This is a genomic window from Selenomonas ruminantium subsp. ruminantium ATCC 12561, assembly GCF_000424065.1.
GTDB classification, from domain to species: domain Bacteria; phylum Bacillota; class Negativicutes; order Selenomonadales; family Selenomonadaceae; genus Selenomonas_A; species Selenomonas_A ruminantium.
The window spans coordinates 1-15,101 of sequence record NZ_AUJE01000021.1 but is presented as its reverse complement, the minus strand read 5'-3'; the positions used below and the strand labels follow the sequence as shown (position 1 = coordinate 15,101).

The following is a 15,101-nucleotide window of genomic DNA, read 5'->3' as shown; positions in this document are numbered from 1 at the left end:
AATAGTCTAGCATTTACCGTTATGTGTACATGTATACTTGTTTACATTGCTCCATAAAAAAAGCCCTCCCCGCAGGGAAGGCTCATCCATATTACAGCGTTGCCAAAATCTCTTTTACCTTATCCAAATATTCTTCGCGGCTGACGGTGAACATTTCGCCCGTCTTACGCACCTTGATTTCAATCTGGTTTTCTTCTACAGCCTTAGGGCCGACAACTACGCGCAAGGGATAGCCGATAAGGTCACAGTCTTTGAACTTGACACCGGCGCGTTCCTTACGGTCATCGAGCAGGGTATCGAAGCCTGCAGCCTTGCATTCCTTGTAGATTTCTTCGGAATAAGCCAGCTGGTCTTCCTTCTTGGCGTTTACAGCAACGACAACAACTTCGAACGGGGCAATGGCACGCGGCCAGATGATGCCGTTTTCATCGTTGTTCTGCTCGATAGCAGCAGCCATCGTACGGCCTACGCCGATACCGTAGCAGCCCATGTAAAGCGGCTGCTGTTTGCCCTGCTCATCAAGGAACATGGCACCCATAGCCTGACTGTATTTCGTGCCCAGCGTAAACACCTGGCCGGCTTCAATGCCGCGGGTCATCTTCATGGGTGCGCCACAGTGCGGGCAGGCGTCGCCTTCCTTGACCATGCGCAGGTCAGTGACAATAATCCCTTCAGCATTGAAGTCACGCTTGGGGTTGACGTTCTTGTAGTGGGCATCTACTTCGTTGGCACCAGCTACAGCGTTATGCATGTTCATGACCGTCGGGTCAACGAGCACAATGACATCTTCACTGGGCTGAATGCCAATGGCACTCATAAAGCCCGGATAACCGCCAGCATTCTTGATGGCTTCATCTTCGGCCATGGTAAGTTCCAGCGCACCTTCTACCTGATTGATGACCTTGACTTCATTTACATCATGGTCGCCACGGACAAAAGCCAGCACCAGTTTGCCGTTGTCGCTACTGTAAGCAACAGCCTTGATGGTCTTTTCGATGGGCACATTCAGGAATTCGACAAGGCTTTCAATCGTGTTGGTGCCCGGCGTAGCCACTTTTTCCAGCGGCAATTCTTCTTCTGCCGGAGCCTCGATGGGACTGAGTGCAGCCTTTTCATCGCTGGCTGCATAGTCGCATTTCGTGCAGTAAGCGATATTGGATTCACCGGCTTCAGCCAACACCGTGAACTCGTGGGAGTGGCCGCCGCCAATGGCACCATTGTCGGCTTCTACCGGACGGAATTCGAGGCCCATGCGGGTGTAGATGTTCGTGTACGCATCGTACATCTTCTGATAGGACACATTCATGCCCTCTACGTCTTTATCGAAGGAATACAAATCCTTCATGATGAATTCACGGCTGCGCATAAGGCCAAAGCGCGGACGGCGTTCATCGCGGAATTTGTCCTGAATCTGATAGAGCATCAACGGCAGCTGCTTGTAGGAGCTGACTTCGTCGCGCACCAAATCCGTAATCATTTCCTCATGCGTCGGGCCAAGGCAGAAGTTACGGCCATGACGGTCTTTAATACGCATCATTTCATCGCCGTATGCTGCCCAGCGGCCGCTTTCTTCCCAAAGCTCAGACGGCTGCAGAATCGGCATGCCGATTTCCTGACCGCCGGCGGCGTCCATTTCCTCGCGGATGATTTCTTCAATCTTGCGGATTACGCGCCAGCCCAGTGGCAGGTAGGTGTACATACCGCCAGCAACCTTGCGGATCATACCCGCACGATACATGAGCTGATGGCTGGCAATCTCGGCTTCCGCCGGCGTATTTCTCAGCGTAGGTGCATATAAATTACTTGCTCGCATTGTTCTTACGTTCCTCCAATATGGCATCGATTTCTTTAAAGAGTTCTTCTACTAAATTTTCTTCCGGCACTTTGCGGATGATTTCGCCCTTGCGGAAGATAAGACCTTCGCCGTTGCCGCCGGCAATGCCGACATCGGCACCGCGGGCTTCGCCTGGGCCATTGACCACGCAGCCCATTACGGCTACATCAATGGGGTCTTTAATGCCTTCGAGCTTCTTTTCCACCTGCTCGGCAATGGCGGGCAGGTCAATGCTTGTACGGCCGCAGGTCGGACAGGCAACAAGCGTCGGCCCGTATTCTTTGAGGCCCAAAGACTTCAGGATTTCATTGGCTACTTTCACTTCCACTACTGGGTCGCCGGTCAGCGAAATGCGGAAGGTATCGCCAATGCCCTCAGAGAGCAGGGCGCCGATACCCACAGCGGATTTGATGATGCCGGTATTCACTGTCCCTGCTTCCGTAATGCCCAAATGCAGGGGATAATCCACCGTCTTGCTCATGAGGCGGTAAGCGGCCAGCGTCAAGGGCACATCATGGGCCTTGAGCGAAATCTTGAGGTCATGGAAATCCAAGTCCTCCAGGATTTTCACATGCTGCATGGCCGATTCCACCAAGGCTTCCGGCGTAACTTCACCGTATTTGGCCAGAATCTTCTTATCCAGGGAACCCGCATTTACACCGATACGGATGGGAATATGGGCTTCTTTAGCGGCTTTGACCACAGCCCGCACCTTTTCTTCCCCGCCGATATTGCCGGGGTTCAGGCGCAGAGCGGAAATGCCCTGCTTGATGGCTTCGAGAGCCAGTTTATAGTCAAAATGGATATCGGCCACTAAAGGAATATTGATTTCCTTGATGATATTGCCGAGATTCTGTGCGGCTTCCATATCCGGCACCGCCACCCGCACGATATCGCAGCCCGCATTCTGCAGGGCCTTAATCTGCGCAACCGTCGCTTTCGTATCCGTGGTCTTGGTATTGCACATAGACTGCACGGAAATCGGCGCACCGCCGCCAATAGCCACGTTGCCAATATGAATCTGACGGGTATTTTTTCGTTCAAACATTTATTTAGCCTCCCGTAAAGACGCGTACAATGTCATTTTTGGTTGCTAAAACCATCAGCAGAAGCAGGAGCACAATGCCCACCTTCTGCGTGTATTCCAAAGCCTTGGGGCTCATGGGCTTGCCCCGTACCGCTTCAACACACAGGGTCACAAAATGACCGCCGTCAAGCGCCGGAATCGGGAACAGATTCACGATTCCTAAGTTCAGGCTCAGGAACGCTGCAAAATTGAGCAGCGGCACAAAACCCATCTGCGCGACTTCTCCGGCCATCTGAGCAACACCGATGGGGCCAGCCAGTTCCGAGCCGGAAAGCTTCAACACAATCTGCGCCAGCGCCTCAAGCATCATGACAATAATCATGCCCGTCTTCTGCAGGGACAACTCCATAGATTCAATAAAGCCGGTTTCCCGGGTATCCAGCGAACTCATCACGCCCACCATGGCTCTTTGGGATTTCTCATCCAAAGCAGGTATCATAGTGGTTTCAATCGTTTCTCCGCCACGGCTGGCCACTACCGCTATGGGTTTTCCCGGATTGTCCTTGACGTTATCGACAAATTCCGTCCAACTGCTGATCTCCTTGCCATCCAGACTGATAATCCTATCCCCGTCTTTAAGTCCGGCTAAATCTGCTGCCTTACCGGCAATAACCGTGCCCAGCACCGGCTCAGGATTCGGCGTGCTGACACCGGAGAAGAAGAAAATCCCAAAGAACAGCACCACCGGCAGCACAAAGTTCATCGCCGAACCGGCCAGAATGACAATCATACGGGAAAGTACCGGCTTTTCACAGTAGCCGCGCGCCCCGGCCTCATTGTTGGCCGGGTCCATACCTGCAATATCGTTAAAGCCCCCCAACGGGATAGCCCGCAGGGAATACACCGTCTCACCGCGGGTAAAGCTAAAAATCTTCGGGCCAAAGCCGATGGCAAATTCATCGACCCGCATCCCCGTCATTTTCGCCGTGATAAAATGGCCCAATTCATGCACCAATACCAGCAGGCCAAAAACAAAAACAGCCGCTGCAATGGTTAATACCATAAAGTCACCATCCTTTTACAACTTCCGCAAAACTTCCGTAGCAAACTCCCTTGCCCAGCGGTCTTCTTCGAAAAGTTCTTCCAGTGTGGGCTCAATAATGCATTCCCGCTTGAGCATCGTCTCTTCAATGATATCGTAAATGTCGAGGAATTTGATTTCATCGCGCAGGAATGCGCCTACGGCAATTTCATTGGCTGCGTTGAACACGCAGGGCATACTGCCGCCCATAGCACCGGCTTCATAGGCAAATTTGAGGCCCTTGAACGTATCCGTATCCGGCTGGCTAAAGGTCAGATCCTTCATCTGCCAAAAATCCAAACGGTCAAAGCTTGTTTGCACACGGTCAGGATAAGTCAGTGCATACTGAATCGGCAGCTTCATATCCGTAGAACCAAGCTGAGCAATCACAGCGCCATCACGGAACTGCACCATGGAATGCACAATGCTCTGCGGATGAACCACCACCTGAATCTGGTCATAGCTTACATCATAGAGCCACTTGGCTTCGATAACTTCAAGGCCCTTGTTTACGAGGCTCGCCGAGTCCACGGTGATTTTCTGCCCCATATTCCAGGTTGGATGAGCCAAAACCTGCGCCTTCGTAGCGTCGAGCAGGTCTTCACGCTTCTTGCCGCGGAAGGGACCGCCGGAGCATGTCAGCAGAAGTTTTTCGATAGACTCCAGCTTCTCGCCCTGCAGACACTGGAAGAACGCACAGTGTTCGCTGTCCACTGGCAGAATCTTAACGCCCTGTTCCTTGGCTCTGCGGGTTACGATTTCGCCAGCTACCACCAAAGTTTCCTTGTTGGCCAGCGCGATATTTTTCTTCGCATCCAGTGCCTTCATGGTCGGTTCCAGACCGGCAAAGCCCATCATGGAGGTTACGACCGTATCCACGCCATCAAAAGCTGCGGCGTCAATAAAGGCCTGACGACCGCCTGCCAGCTTCGTCTTGCCGCTGTAACGGCTCTTTAAACGGTTATAGGCATCAACATCAGCCAATACCGCCAGTTCCGGCTCAAACTCACGAACCTGCGCCTCAAAGAGTTCATCGCGGGAATTGGCCGCGAGCACCGATATATGGAAAAGCTCCGGATTGCGGCGCACGACCTCAAGGGTCTGCGTGCCGATAGACCCCGTAGATCCCAATACTGCAATATTTTTCATCTGTTATCACTTCCCTAGAAGATTCACAAACTGTACAAAATAAAAAACCAGCGGCGCCGTAAAGAGAACGCTGTCAAAGCGATCCCATACACCGCCATGACCGGGAATGATATTGCCCGAATCCTTAATGCCCACATAACGCTTGGCCACGGATTCCACCAAATCCCCCAGCGTGGCAAAAATGGCAATCAACAGCCCCAGTACCGCCATTTCCTGCAGGGGCAAGTTCAGATAATAGCCTAAGCCTGCCACGACCGCCGTAGTCCCGATAACCGAGCCCATAAAGCCCTCAATAGTCTTATTGGGGCTGATGGACGGGCAAAGCTTGTGCCGGCCAATCGCCGTACCCGTAAAATAGGCAAAGGTATCACTGGCCCAGGTGCCGATAAACATAATCCAGACAAAGGCACAGCCAAAGGTGAAACTGCTGATTTCCGTACTAAAAAGCGTCTCCGGCAGCATTCCCCGCAGCTGCAGCAGGCAGGTAAACGGAAAACCGATATAGATAATCCCAGCCCCCGAAGCCAGCGCATCCATAATGGTGGTCGAACTGCGCATCAGTACACTTTCGAGCAGCATAACCAGCACGATGAGCGGGCAGGCCAGTGCCAAAAGTTCCGGCTTTTGCCAGGCAGCATACCACATAGCCGCCAAAGCGATAAAGCCCGTAACGAGGGCAATCCCCATGCCGCGCTCCGAAAAAGCCCGGGCATACTCAAACCAGGCCAACAGCATCAGTAAAAGCGTAAAACCGGCAAAGACCGCGCCCCCTGTCTGAATGACAAAAGCCGCCGCAGCAATGCCGATAATTCCCGTGATAATTCTAACTAACAAAAAGCAACGCTCCCATTATTTTTTATCATCATTGAGGCCGCCAAAACGCCGGTCACGATTGTTAAACTCCTTTATCGCCTTGACAAAGCACTTCGGCGAGAATTCCGGCCAGGGAACCTCTGCCGAATAAAACTCAGCATACGCAACCTGCCAAAGAAGGAAGTTCGACAAACGATGATCACCGCCCGTGCGAATCAACAAGTCCACCGGTGGATTGCCGCAGGTATCCAAACTATCCTCAATCAACTCTTTTTGAATATCCGCCGGCGTGATTTCTCCGTTCTGCACCGATACAGCAATTTTCTGTATCGCACGAATCATTTCATCCTGTCCACCATAGTTTGTTGCCACATTGAACTTGACGCCTGTATTGTTCTTCATCAGTTCCTCGGCCTTACGAATTTCCTCTTGGAGATAATCAGGCAATCCAGCGATATCACCGATAAAGTGAATTCGCACGTTGTCTTCATGCATTTCCTGCAATTCCTGCTTCAGGTACCCGTAGATAAGATTCATCAGGAACTTTACTTCTGTAGCCGGACGAGTCCAGTTTTCTGTGGAAAATGCGTATACCGTCAACGACTCAAGATTTAAGCCGATAGCGGTCTTCAGGATATTTTTTAAAACCTTGGCTCCTGCACTGTGACCAACGGTTCTAACCTGCCCCTGTGCATTAGCCCAACGGCCATTGCCGTCCATTATTACCGCTACATGCCGGGGAAGATTATCCCAGTCAACACCTTCAAACAACGGCGAATCATGCTTTGGAATAGCAAAGTCATCACGGCCAGCAAGCGTCATGACTGCCTTGCCTAATAATTTATTTATCATATATAATCCCTCACTAGGAAAATTATCTCATAAAAGCAAAACAAGCCCCTCTGCCAAAAGCACCAGAGGGGCTTGCAAAGTAGCGTCAGGGAGCCTCGATAGCAGATACCGGGCAGCCAGCAGCGCAAGCGCCGCACTCTACGCACTTATCCGGGTCGATTTCATAACGTTCTGCACCCTCGCTGATTGCCTCTACCGGGCAAGTAGCTGCGCAGGAACCGCAAGAAATGCAATCCTCACCAATTTTGTAAGCCATGTGTTACACCTCCTCCATAGGAATCTGTTTAGCCGCCAGCGTCAGCAGCAGCTTGCCGTCTGCTCCCTCACGCTGGCGAATAACATACAATCTATCCTCATCCACGGGGAAAAAATCCCGCGTGGGACGAGTCCGTTCTGTTGTATAAGATACATTTGCTTCCCGCAGTCTGGCTTCTGCTTCCTTCCACGGGAGTGCCGCAACATCGGGTATCATCAGACTTCCATGACTTCCTTTTCCTTGCCGGCACGGGTGGTATCGACCACTTTTACATACTTATCGGCCAGCTTCTGCATGGATTCCTGAGCCTTCTTGGATTCGTCCTCGGTGATTTCCTTGCCTTTTTCCAGCTTCTTGATGGCATCGTTACCATCGCGGCGCACATTACGGATAGCAACCTTGGCTTCTTCTGCCTTCTTGTTAACGGTCTTCACGAGTTCCTGACGGCGTTCCTGCGTCAGTGCCGGAATAGCCAGACGGATAGCCGTACCATCCGAGTTCGGGGACAGGCCCAGATCCGACTTCATGATGGCTACTTCCACCTCATGCAGCATGGATTTTTCATAGGGCTGAATCATGATCATGCGCGGTTCCGGAACAGCCACTTTGGCAATCTGGTTAACCGGCGTCGGCGTGCCATAATAATCCACCATAACCTTGTCCAAGAGGGACGGCGTAGCACGGCCAGCACGCAGGGATGCGAATTCACGTTTCAGTGCATCAATGGATTTCTGCATACGCTCTTCATGAGAGCTAAGGATATCTTTTACCATTATTTATTACCTCCTACAGTGGTGCCGATTTCCTCACCGAGGGCCGCACGCACGATATTTTCATGATCATCAATGTTAAAGACAACGAGAGGAATCTTGTTGTCCATGCAGAGGCTCGTAGCCGTAGTATCCATAACCTGCAAGCCCTTGCTGATGATTTCTAAGTAAGTCAGTTCATCAAACTTCTTGGCGTTGGGGTTCTTGTTGGGGTCAGAATCATAGATACCGTCAGTGCCCTTCTTTGCCATCAGGATAACGTCAGCTTCAATTTCTGCCGCACGCAGAGCAGCCGTCGTATCCGTGGAGAAATAGGGGTTGCCCGTACCAGCACCGAAGATTACTACCCGGCCCTTTTCCATATGGCGGATAGCCTTGCGGCGGATATAGAGTTCAGCGACCTGACGCATTTCAATGGCCGTCTGCACACGCGTATCCACGTCCATCTTTTCCAAAGCGTCCTGCAGGGCCAGAGCATTCATCACCGTTGCCATCATGCCCATATAGTCAGCCTGCGCACGATCCATGCCCTTGGCAGAACCAGCCAGACCGCGCCAGATATTGCCGCCGCCAACAACAACAGCCACATCTACGCCACGCTCACGAATGGCCTTGATCTGCTTGGCAATATCCTCCACGATAGGCGGATTGATACCAAATCCCTGATCACCGGCCAAAGACTCACCAGAAAGCTTCAAGACAACACGTTTATATTTCGCTGTTTCCAAAACTAATACCCTCCATGTCAAGCATCTCTGTACTTGCTATTCTTACTCACACTAACTTACATTATACATGAAAATGACAGAGAACACAAAAGTTTTGTGCACTCTGCATAAAAAATTATAAGGTAAATGTCCGCAGTCCTAAATCCTCCAGCAACTGATTTGTTTCCACTACGCCCAGCTTATGTTCCAGCGCATACCAAATCACACTGTCAAAATGGTCGCGGACATAGAGTGCCCCCGCCCCTGCATAATGCAGAAAATGCTGCGTTTCCTTGGGGCTGAGTTCCATGGCCAATGCCAGTGCCAGCACCCTGTCGCGGGAGGGATTCTCTTTCTGCCCGCCGAATATATGATAAGCATAGCACCTATCCATTTCACTCCGGCGAATCACCTCAGCCTTTTTAAGTCCCTTTTGCGCCAGCAGCTTGGACAGAAAATCCGCCAATGTCATCTCCCGCAGATTCAGCTCATTATCGCGCCAAAACTCCTTCACACCTCCAGTCTGACTCAGCCGGTTCTCTAAGGATTCCGTATCCATTTCCTGATTATTCATCGAAAAATCCTCCCTGCTCTTGATTACCACCATCATAGAACAGCCCTGACAAGAAAGCAAGGTGATTTTATGCATGCCCTCGACTTTATAACCAGCCAATACGAAAAAATCCGCCTGCTCAAACAGACGGAACGCAGTGCGGTATGGCTGGCCGCTGCCCCGCAGTGACAACTGGTCATCCTAAAACACCTGCGGCAGACCGGCCTGCCCCTGCGGCCGTTAAAAGAGGCCCAAATCCCCCTGCTGCCCCAACTGTATTACATCACCGAAACCAAAAGCGAAACCATCACCAGCGAGGAATACATCACCGGCACCAGCCTTGCTCAATATAAACATGAAGGCCGTTTTCTCACACCTCTGGAAGCAGAAAAAATCCTGCTCGCCCTCTGCGACGGCCTTGCCGCCATGCACGCACTGGGCATCATCCACCGCGATATAAAACCTGACCATATCCTCATCGAAAAAGACGGTACGCCCCGGCTTATTGACTTTGACACCTGCCGCCTGTTAAAAGACAGCCAGCGCGAAGACACCGAACTGCTCGGCACAAAAAACTACGCTCCGCCAGAACAGTTCGGCTTCCGGCAGACCGACTGCCGCAGCGATATTTACGCCCTGGGGCAGACCATCAACGAACTGCTGCCCCCGGACTATCAAGGAAAACTCCGTTCCATCCTCAAACGCTGCCAGCGCCTTGACCCTGCCGACCGCTATCAAAGTATGCAGGAACTAAAAGCGGCCATCAGGCGGCCTGCCCTGAATAAAAGAAGCGCCCTGCTTCTGATTTTGCCTGTTCTTGCCCTCTTAGCATACCTCTATCCTGTCCAACCACCAGCCGAACCCACACCGCCTGCTGCCACCGAAGAAAACACCGACAGCCCACCGACAAATGCCACGACTAACCAACCTCAAGAAAACACCAACACTCCCCCAACTGCCACCGACGCTGCACCACCAGCTCCCACACCTTCAAATATAACCGTTCCGGCCCCAGCACCTCCAGCCCACCAACAAAACAAGCCCACAGAAACAACACCCGCCCCGGCAGAAACAACCACCAATTATATCCGCACACAATATTTCCACTATGGCCAGCGTCTCGAAGGCTGGATGGAAAACTTTGACATGCCCATCAATAACGGCAGCACTCTGATTGAACTCCACCGCAACTTTTGGGAACAGGCCCGCGATGGCCAAGGCATAATTCATCTGCCCGCAGACGATATCGTCACACTGCGCATCATCAACCGCAGCCCCGAGCCTTGGCGTAACGCCCATGTAACCCTTCACTATGACAGCCACGGCTATACCGATACCCAAAGCGTAACTATAAACGCCCTCGCCCCCGGCGAATCCACCGATGTAAACATCCCCCTGGCCAACTATCCCATCATCAATCCGGAAAAGACCACTAACGTTACGCTAGGCGAATTGTCGATTGAAGTGAGCAGCGATTCACCGCAGGAAATCTGCAGCAGCCGCTACCGAATCTCCTTTTCCTATGCCCCGTAAAAAAATACCAAAAGTGTCCCCACAGCTAACCAAATGCTGTGGGGACTACTTTATAATGGAATAAATTTATCCATCATTCATATTTGGGCAGGTTTCCCCGCCGTTCTTCGTGTGCATAGACCGCATCAAGCGTGAGGTCAACAATCTTCCTTCCGTTGTCGCTCAGTTCCATATATTTTTTCATTTGCCGGTGCATAGCAGGCACATCACCTGTCTCATCATCTGCACTACCTAAAATATAATCGGCACTCACGCCGAATAAATCTGCCAGTTCTTTCAGCTTGCGCACCGGACGAATCGCACCATTTTCATACTTATTATAAGCCGTCCGCGATATGCCGAGCTTTTCCGCCACTGCTTCCTGCGACCACTTCCGTTCCTCACGCAGCAAACGCAGCCGCTGTCCCGTGACATTCATAGAATCACTCCCTACTAAATAATATTCTTGCAGGAAATGACATCTGAAGCAAGATGTGAGTTATACTCACTAAATCATTGACATCCATTCAAAATAGTCGTATAATTCATAATATAAAATGTGCGTTTAATTCACAGGAAAAGATAATATGAACCGTATGCGCAAACTACGTCAAGCGCAAAAACTCAGTCAACAAGAACTTGCATCAAAAATCAAGGTCGACCGGTCAACAGTTGCAAAATGGGAAACTGGTATGCACTTTCCACGAATGAATAAGCTTAGACAATTGACACAAATATTAAAATGTTCTTTTGAGGAATTATTCCCTAACCACATACCATAAACTTTCTATATTTTTAGGAGGATGAGTCATTATGGAATCCACAAATAATGTTCAGTTATCTACAGATTTAGAGCCTGCGAGCATCGAAGTTTATCGCGTAAGTCGATGGGTAGGTATGCTTTGTGCATGCAAAATATATCTTGATGGCACAGAAATAGGTCGTGTTAGTAACGGTAATAAAGAGCGCTTTGAAATTCCTGCTGGTCTTCACGAAATACACATAAAAATGAATTGGTCATTCCTAAAGAGTCGACCTTTCAGCTTCAAAATAAAAGATGGCGACTTTATCCGTCTTCGTTTCGATTTTACCTTTGGTAGTTTTGCAACTATTACAAGTTGGTGGATGGTCAAATCAATATTTTCTGGTGGTAAAGTCATTGAGATAGAACAATACTAATATTCAACAAACTGTAAAGTATCATATTTCAAAATAGCGTCTATTCATTATCTTTTTTGATGATAAGGAGAATAAACATGAAAAGAATTTTATTATTACCATTCATACTCACACTTCTCTTTTCAATAATAACTACAACATCTATTAGTTATGCTAAAGACCGAGTAAAAGGAGATGCATCCTTTAAAGGATTAGAAATCAATTATACAGAATCGCAAATTTTAAATATGTATGGCGAGCCTAACAAAAAAATTCCTTATTTCAATATTTTGTTAGCTGATGCTATAGTTTGTCAAGACTATATATACGGAGATAAACTAACAATAAGAATAGGTAAAAAAGACGGGAGTTGGCAAGGACGTGTAAGTTATATTCAAGTATTTTCTTCCACAGGACAAGATATTGGCATAAACACATTAGCAGGTGTACATTTAGGAATGCCATATCAAGAAGCTAAAGATATTTATAAAATCGATAGCTCTAGTAACCAATTTTATGTAATTGATCCAACAAGAAGAACTTATCTTATAATATATTCCTCCAAAAAGTCTAACGGAGAAAGATATGTTTCCCAAATGAATCTTCAACCAATGAGTGATGATTCATTTATTCGTTCATTAGAACAATAATATCCCAAAAATGACGATAATAGCGCTTATTTTCGCTATTATCGTCATTTTTAATATTCATTCCCTAACTAAAACATCTTCAGCACCTTGAATGTTATCTATTGTCATATTTTCCACAAATCCACCATCCTTGTCATGCCCATTATGTTTTATCAATTTATAATTGATATACATAAAATTTTGACGTTCATTAGTGGCAATGTTTATTGCTGGAATTATTAATATCTCAAACTTCGCACATCTGAAACAAGCCTTCTATCAGGCGTAGCATAGGGAACTGACTGCTAAAAAGGCAACCTCATGCACATCGGTTCAGGTAGTTGTGCCATAAATCAGGCAGATTTTCCAAGAAGGAATCCAGCATGGCATTTAGTTCTTTTTCAAGGAAAAGCCATTTTTCCGTTATCATGGATACAAGCTTTTTCAACACCATAATCAGCGCATCCATGTACTGTAAATCCTGCAATTCATCGCATGAGACATAGAATAATTCACCAATACTCCGTTTTATGTTGTACTAAATCTTGACATAGGACCATTGGCGTTATTTTCGTGGTGGGAAAGTTGAGTATATTATTTCCTTTTCAAATCAAGTACATGTCCCATTTGTGGCGGACATAAGTGGTTATGATGTTAGAGGGATTTCTCCGATATGGAGCCATAAGCCCTAGTTGCTTAAGGCCAAGTTGACTTGCAAAAATGACAAGTCAACTTGGCCTTCCACAAAATCCACATATTACCAATTACTATTGACCATGGCTACCGCTTCTTCATATGTTAAGGAATATGTATCTGCAATCTGTTTGGCAGCCACCTCTTTGCTTAGCTTCAATTTTTTCAGCATAGCAACAGCCTTCAACATGCCTTCACGAATCCCCTCATTGCGCCCTTCCTCTTTTCCATCCTCATGGGCTTCGCGCATTTTCATTTCGTACGTCATGTAGCTCACCCTTTCTTCGTCCTTTATCTTGACTTCCTTGATAAAATTATCCACTTCATTAACAAAATCATCACTACTGGGCAACCCCTTCATGTAATCTAAAAACGCCTTTACATCAGCAGATACATCATCCAGTTCACCTTCGGAACAGAGGAAAACTTTAGTGGTTCCGTCATTCAGTTCCAGTTTACGTTCTTCAAGACAAATATTTCGGAATGTATACATATGGCGCTGACCATCAAATAGGGAGAAAGGACACAAGAATATTATATAGGAGTTTTTCAGTTCCTTATAATCTGCTCCCGCCGCTAAAGCATCTACATCAATCATAGACTGGTAATAGCGGGTACGATGAGCCAATTCATCATCACCGTAATCACGAACCTGCATTTCAATATCATAGATGGTATCATCACCCTCTACATACACATCAAGGCGAATCCCCTTGCCAGAATAACGGAACTTCAAGGATTTTTCATCATCCAGATAATCAATATGCCGAATCTTAATTTTAAGGATTTTCTCAATAAGCCGCTTGCAAATCTTAGGATGTCACATAACTAGCTTGAACATATAGTCATCCGCAATCGTAAGTTCTTCCCAAGGTTTAACTCGATACCGTCCGTTTGACATTTAAGGTGCTCCTTTCCTTTATTGTACCATGAAATTGATTCGTAAAAAACATTTATGTAAAGCATTTTACTCTTACGCATATATTAACATTTAATATAATAAAAGTCCATTATTGATGGAATATAACAAAATTGTTTACCATAAAGGAGGAAAATATCATGGCCAACAAACCGATTACCCACGTCGAGTATATGTGCTCATGCTGCGGCAACAAAGTTGTCCGCATGGTCAATACAGGAAGACCCCTGCCAGGCAAGTGCCCCCGCAAACAGGGAAACAAGCCGCATAGCTGGACGATTAACCGGAAATTCTAATAAGGGAGTACGTCATGAAATCATTAACAGAACGCTTGAATCTATATATGGATGCCGGTTTCCCTATTTTATATTTGGAAACCTTCGAAGAAGATAAAGCCATGCAAATCACTCAAAAGGCATCCTCTAATCGTCCTCTTGTCGAATGGAATATGCGCGGTTTGTTCTATCCGCAAACGCCCGAACTAAATATGGAAGATATCTCCTTAGCAGAAGCGTTGAAGAACTTTGCCAGCCCGCACAGGATGGGGAATGAAAAATTTGCCCAAAAATTCGACCTGTCACGCAAGGTACTGGTCTTAAAAGATACGCAATCCTTAATCGAACAACCGGATATCATTGCACAGCTGAAGTATTTATCCGAACAAATTGCCATCGGCAATGATGATATGGAATGCAACATCGTCATTATTTCCAGCACCGCTGCCATTCCCAAAGAACTGGCCCCCTACACCACCATATTGTCCATGGAATATCTGAACACAGATGAAATCAAACGACTCAGTGAACGTCCCCCCGCCTATAGAGGCGGGAGCTTCCTGCTTCCACGAGAACAGCACCACTGACTCCGAAGAGTTGCAGCGACTTACACTCTCTCCACAGGCGTAGATTCCCGTGCGACCCACGGTATTTTACGAGATTCGTTAGGCAGATATTCGTCTAGCTTCTTCTCGAGTATTTATTGCAGCGTTTTTATCGCGGTTATGGTGACTGCCACAAGCGGGACAATCCCATTCTCTCACAGACAAGTTTTTAGTTTCGTCATTTTGGTAGCCGCAAATATGGCATAATTGACTGCTTGGATACCACTTGTCTATCTTTATAAGTTGTTTGCCCTGCCATGCAAGCTTG

Annotated in this window: 21 protein-coding genes; 6 read left to right on the top strand and 15 right to left on the bottom strand. The window is 48.0% G+C overall.

The window, feature by feature from the left end; all coding sequences use genetic code 11:
- Positions 1–91: 91 nt before the first annotated feature.
- From G598_RS0109355 to G598_RS0109305, 11 genes are all read right to left on the bottom strand, one after another.
- A complete protein-coding gene (locus G598_RS0109355; RefSeq protein WP_026766749.1) occupies positions 92–1,813 on the bottom strand; it encodes a proline--tRNA ligase in 1,722 nt (573 codons plus the stop codon).
- Positions 1,800–2,882, bottom strand: coding sequence for a flavodoxin-dependent (E)-4-hydroxy-3-methylbut-2-enyl-diphosphate synthase (gene ispG, locus G598_RS0109350; RefSeq protein WP_026766748.1), 1,083 nt, complete (start codon positions 2,880–2,882; stop codon positions 1,800–1,802). Before ispG ends, G598_RS0109355 begins: the two co-directional genes overlap by 14 nt.
- Positions 2,883–2,886: 4 nt before the next feature.
- Positions 2,887–3,924, bottom strand: coding sequence for an RIP metalloprotease RseP (rseP, locus tag G598_RS0109345; protein WP_026766747.1), 1,038 nt, complete (start codon positions 3,922–3,924; stop codon positions 2,887–2,889).
- A 15-nt stretch (positions 3,925–3,939) separates the two neighbouring features.
- Complete coding sequence (locus tag G598_RS0109340; RefSeq protein WP_026766746.1) at positions 3,940–5,091, bottom strand: 1-deoxy-D-xylulose-5-phosphate reductoisomerase; 1,152 nt, start codon at positions 5,089–5,091, stop codon at positions 3,940–3,942.
- Between the two features lie 6 nt (positions 5,092–5,097).
- Complete coding sequence (locus G598_RS0109335; protein ID WP_026766745.1) at positions 5,098–5,925, bottom strand: phosphatidate cytidylyltransferase; 828 nt, start codon at positions 5,923–5,925, stop codon at positions 5,098–5,100.
- Positions 5,926–5,940: 15 nt separating this feature from the next.
- Positions 5,941–6,756, bottom strand: a complete 816-nt coding sequence (uppS, locus tag G598_RS0109330) for a polyprenyl diphosphate synthase (RefSeq protein ID WP_026766744.1) — start codon at positions 6,754–6,756, stop codon at positions 5,941–5,943.
- A gap of 85 nt (positions 6,757–6,841) precedes the next feature.
- Positions 6,842–7,012 carry a DUF362 domain-containing protein gene (locus G598_RS0109325; protein WP_014423751.1) on the bottom strand — a complete coding sequence of 57 codons (171 nt, stop codon included), beginning with the start codon at positions 7,010–7,012 and terminating at the stop codon, positions 6,842–6,844.
- Between the two features lie 3 nt (positions 7,013–7,015).
- Complete coding sequence (locus tag G598_RS0109320) at positions 7,016–7,228, bottom strand: aliphatic sulfonate ABC transporter (RefSeq protein ID WP_026766743.1); 213 nt, start codon at positions 7,226–7,228, stop codon at positions 7,016–7,018.
- Positions 7,228–7,785: a ribosome recycling factor gene (gene frr / locus G598_RS0109315; protein WP_026766742.1), complete on the bottom strand. Its 558-nt coding sequence runs from the start codon at positions 7,783–7,785 to the stop codon at positions 7,228–7,230. The genes G598_RS0109320 and frr overlap by 1 nt, the downstream gene beginning before the upstream one ends.
- Positions 7,785–8,510: a UMP kinase gene (pyrH, locus tag G598_RS0109310; RefSeq protein WP_026766741.1), complete on the bottom strand. Its 726-nt coding sequence runs from the start codon at positions 8,508–8,510 to the stop codon at positions 7,785–7,787. The genes frr and pyrH overlap by 1 nt, the downstream gene beginning before the upstream one ends.
- A gap of 115 nt (positions 8,511–8,625) precedes the next feature.
- Positions 8,626–9,234, bottom strand: coding sequence for a helix-turn-helix domain-containing protein (locus tag G598_RS0109305; protein ID WP_245582787.1), 609 nt, complete (start codon positions 9,232–9,234; stop codon positions 8,626–8,628).
- On the opposite strand from G598_RS0109305, the gene G598_RS18630 reads away from it, so the two are divergent.
- Positions 9,235–10,575, top strand: a complete 1,341-nt coding sequence (locus G598_RS18630) for a protein kinase domain-containing protein (RefSeq protein ID WP_080656997.1) — start codon at positions 9,235–9,237, stop codon at positions 10,573–10,575.
- Between the two features lie 73 nt (positions 10,576–10,648).
- Here G598_RS18630 and G598_RS0109295 read toward each other — a convergent pair whose 3' ends face one another.
- Positions 10,649–10,993, bottom strand: coding sequence for a helix-turn-helix domain-containing protein (locus tag G598_RS0109295; RefSeq protein ID WP_026766739.1), 345 nt, complete (start codon positions 10,991–10,993; stop codon positions 10,649–10,651).
- A gap of 148 nt (positions 10,994–11,141) precedes the next feature.
- On the opposite strand from G598_RS0109295, the gene G598_RS20440 reads away from it, so the two are divergent.
- The 3 genes from G598_RS20440 to G598_RS0109280 all read left to right on the top strand — a co-directional run bounded on the left by G598_RS20440 (position 11,142) and on the right by G598_RS0109280 (position 12,362).
- The gene (locus G598_RS20440) at positions 11,142–11,336 is read left to right on the top strand and encodes a helix-turn-helix transcriptional regulator (protein ID WP_026766738.1); all 195 of its coding nucleotides are present in this window, start codon (positions 11,142–11,144) and stop codon (positions 11,334–11,336) included.
- Positions 11,337–11,367: 31 nt separating this feature from the next.
- Positions 11,368–11,733 carry a hypothetical protein gene (locus G598_RS0109285; RefSeq protein WP_026766737.1) on the top strand — a complete coding sequence of 122 codons (366 nt, stop codon included), beginning with the start codon at positions 11,368–11,370 and terminating at the stop codon, positions 11,731–11,733.
- 77 nt (positions 11,734–11,810) lie between these two features.
- Positions 11,811–12,362, top strand: a complete 552-nt coding sequence (locus G598_RS0109280) for a hypothetical protein (RefSeq protein ID WP_026766736.1) — start codon at positions 11,811–11,813, stop codon at positions 12,360–12,362.
- Positions 12,363–12,660: 298 nt separating this feature from the next.
- On the opposite strand, the gene G598_RS20265 is transcribed toward G598_RS0109280, so the two are convergent.
- Together G598_RS20265 and G598_RS17565 are read right to left on the bottom strand one after the other, a co-directional pair.
- Positions 12,661–12,828 (bottom strand): hypothetical protein, encoded by a 168-nt coding sequence (locus G598_RS20265; RefSeq protein ID WP_245582786.1) that lies wholly within the window; start codon positions 12,826–12,828, stop codon positions 12,661–12,663.
- A gap of 270 nt (positions 12,829–13,098) precedes the next feature.
- The gene (locus G598_RS17565; protein ID WP_272867105.1) at positions 13,099–13,830 is read right to left on the bottom strand and encodes an Rpn family recombination-promoting nuclease/putative transposase; all 732 of its coding nucleotides are present in this window, start codon (positions 13,828–13,830) and stop codon (positions 13,099–13,101) included.
- 263 nt (positions 13,831–14,093) lie between these two features.
- Between G598_RS17565 and G598_RS19955 the strand changes: the two genes are divergently transcribed.
- Together G598_RS19955 and G598_RS0109260 are read left to right on the top strand one after the other, a co-directional pair.
- Positions 14,094–14,249 (top strand): hypothetical protein, encoded by a 156-nt coding sequence (locus tag G598_RS19955; RefSeq protein WP_169534982.1) that lies wholly within the window; start codon positions 14,094–14,096, stop codon positions 14,247–14,249.
- Positions 14,250–14,263: 14 nt separating this feature from the next.
- The gene (locus tag G598_RS0109260; protein WP_026766735.1) at positions 14,264–14,815 is read left to right on the top strand and encodes a hypothetical protein; all 552 of its coding nucleotides are present in this window, start codon (positions 14,264–14,266) and stop codon (positions 14,813–14,815) included.
- 78 nt (positions 14,816–14,893) lie between these two features.
- On the opposite strand, the gene G598_RS17560 is transcribed toward G598_RS0109260, so the two are convergent.
- Positions 14,894–15,101 (bottom strand): zinc ribbon domain-containing protein (locus G598_RS17560; RefSeq protein WP_037363788.1); only part of this gene is annotated, 208 nt, incomplete at its 5' end.

What these genes read in the sequence shown, in the direction of transcription:
- G598_RS0109260 (WP_026766735.1), top strand. Translation starts at nt 14,264, where the DNA reads ATGAAATCATTAACAGAACGCTTGAATCTATATATGGATGCCGGTTTC.
- G598_RS0109285 (WP_026766737.1), top strand. Translation starts at nt 11,368, where the DNA reads ATGGAATCCACAAATAATGTTCAGTTATCTACAGATTTAGAGCCTGCG.
- G598_RS0109340 (WP_026766746.1), bottom strand. Translation starts at nt 5,091, where the DNA reads ATGAAAAATATTGCAGTATTGGGATCTACGGGGTCTATCGGCACGCAG.
- G598_RS0109280 (WP_026766736.1), top strand. Translation starts at nt 11,811, where the DNA reads ATGAAAAGAATTTTATTATTACCATTCATACTCACACTTCTCTTTTCA.
- rseP (WP_026766747.1), bottom strand. Translation starts at nt 3,924, where the DNA reads ATGGTATTAACCATTGCAGCGGCTGTTTTTGTTTTTGGCCTGCTGGTA.
- G598_RS20440 (WP_026766738.1), top strand. Translation starts at nt 11,142, where the DNA reads ATGAACCGTATGCGCAAACTACGTCAAGCGCAAAAACTCAGTCAACAA.
- frr (WP_026766742.1), bottom strand. Translation starts at nt 7,785, where the DNA reads ATGGTAAAAGATATCCTTAGCTCTCATGAAGAGCGTATGCAGAAATCC.
- G598_RS0109325 (WP_014423751.1), bottom strand. Translation starts at nt 7,012, where the DNA reads ATGGCTTACAAAATTGGTGAGGATTGCATTTCTTGCGGTTCCTGCGCA.
- G598_RS19955 (WP_169534982.1), top strand. Translation starts at nt 14,094, where the DNA reads ATGGCCAACAAACCGATTACCCACGTCGAGTATATGTGCTCATGCTGC.
- ispG (WP_026766748.1), bottom strand. Translation starts at nt 2,882, where the DNA reads ATGTTTGAACGAAAAAATACCCGTCAGATTCATATTGGCAACGTGGCT.
- G598_RS0109320 (WP_026766743.1), bottom strand. Translation starts at nt 7,228, where the DNA reads ATGATACCCGATGTTGCGGCACTCCCGTGGAAGGAAGCAGAAGCCAGA.
- uppS (WP_026766744.1), bottom strand. Translation starts at nt 6,756, where the DNA reads ATGATAAATAAATTATTAGGCAAGGCAGTCATGACGCTTGCTGGCCGT.
- G598_RS0109355 (WP_026766749.1), bottom strand. Translation starts at nt 1,813, where the DNA reads ATGCGAGCAAGTAATTTATATGCACCTACGCTGAGAAATACGCCGGCG.
- G598_RS0109295 (WP_026766739.1), bottom strand. Translation starts at nt 10,993, where the DNA reads ATGAATGTCACGGGACAGCGGCTGCGTTTGCTGCGTGAGGAACGGAAG.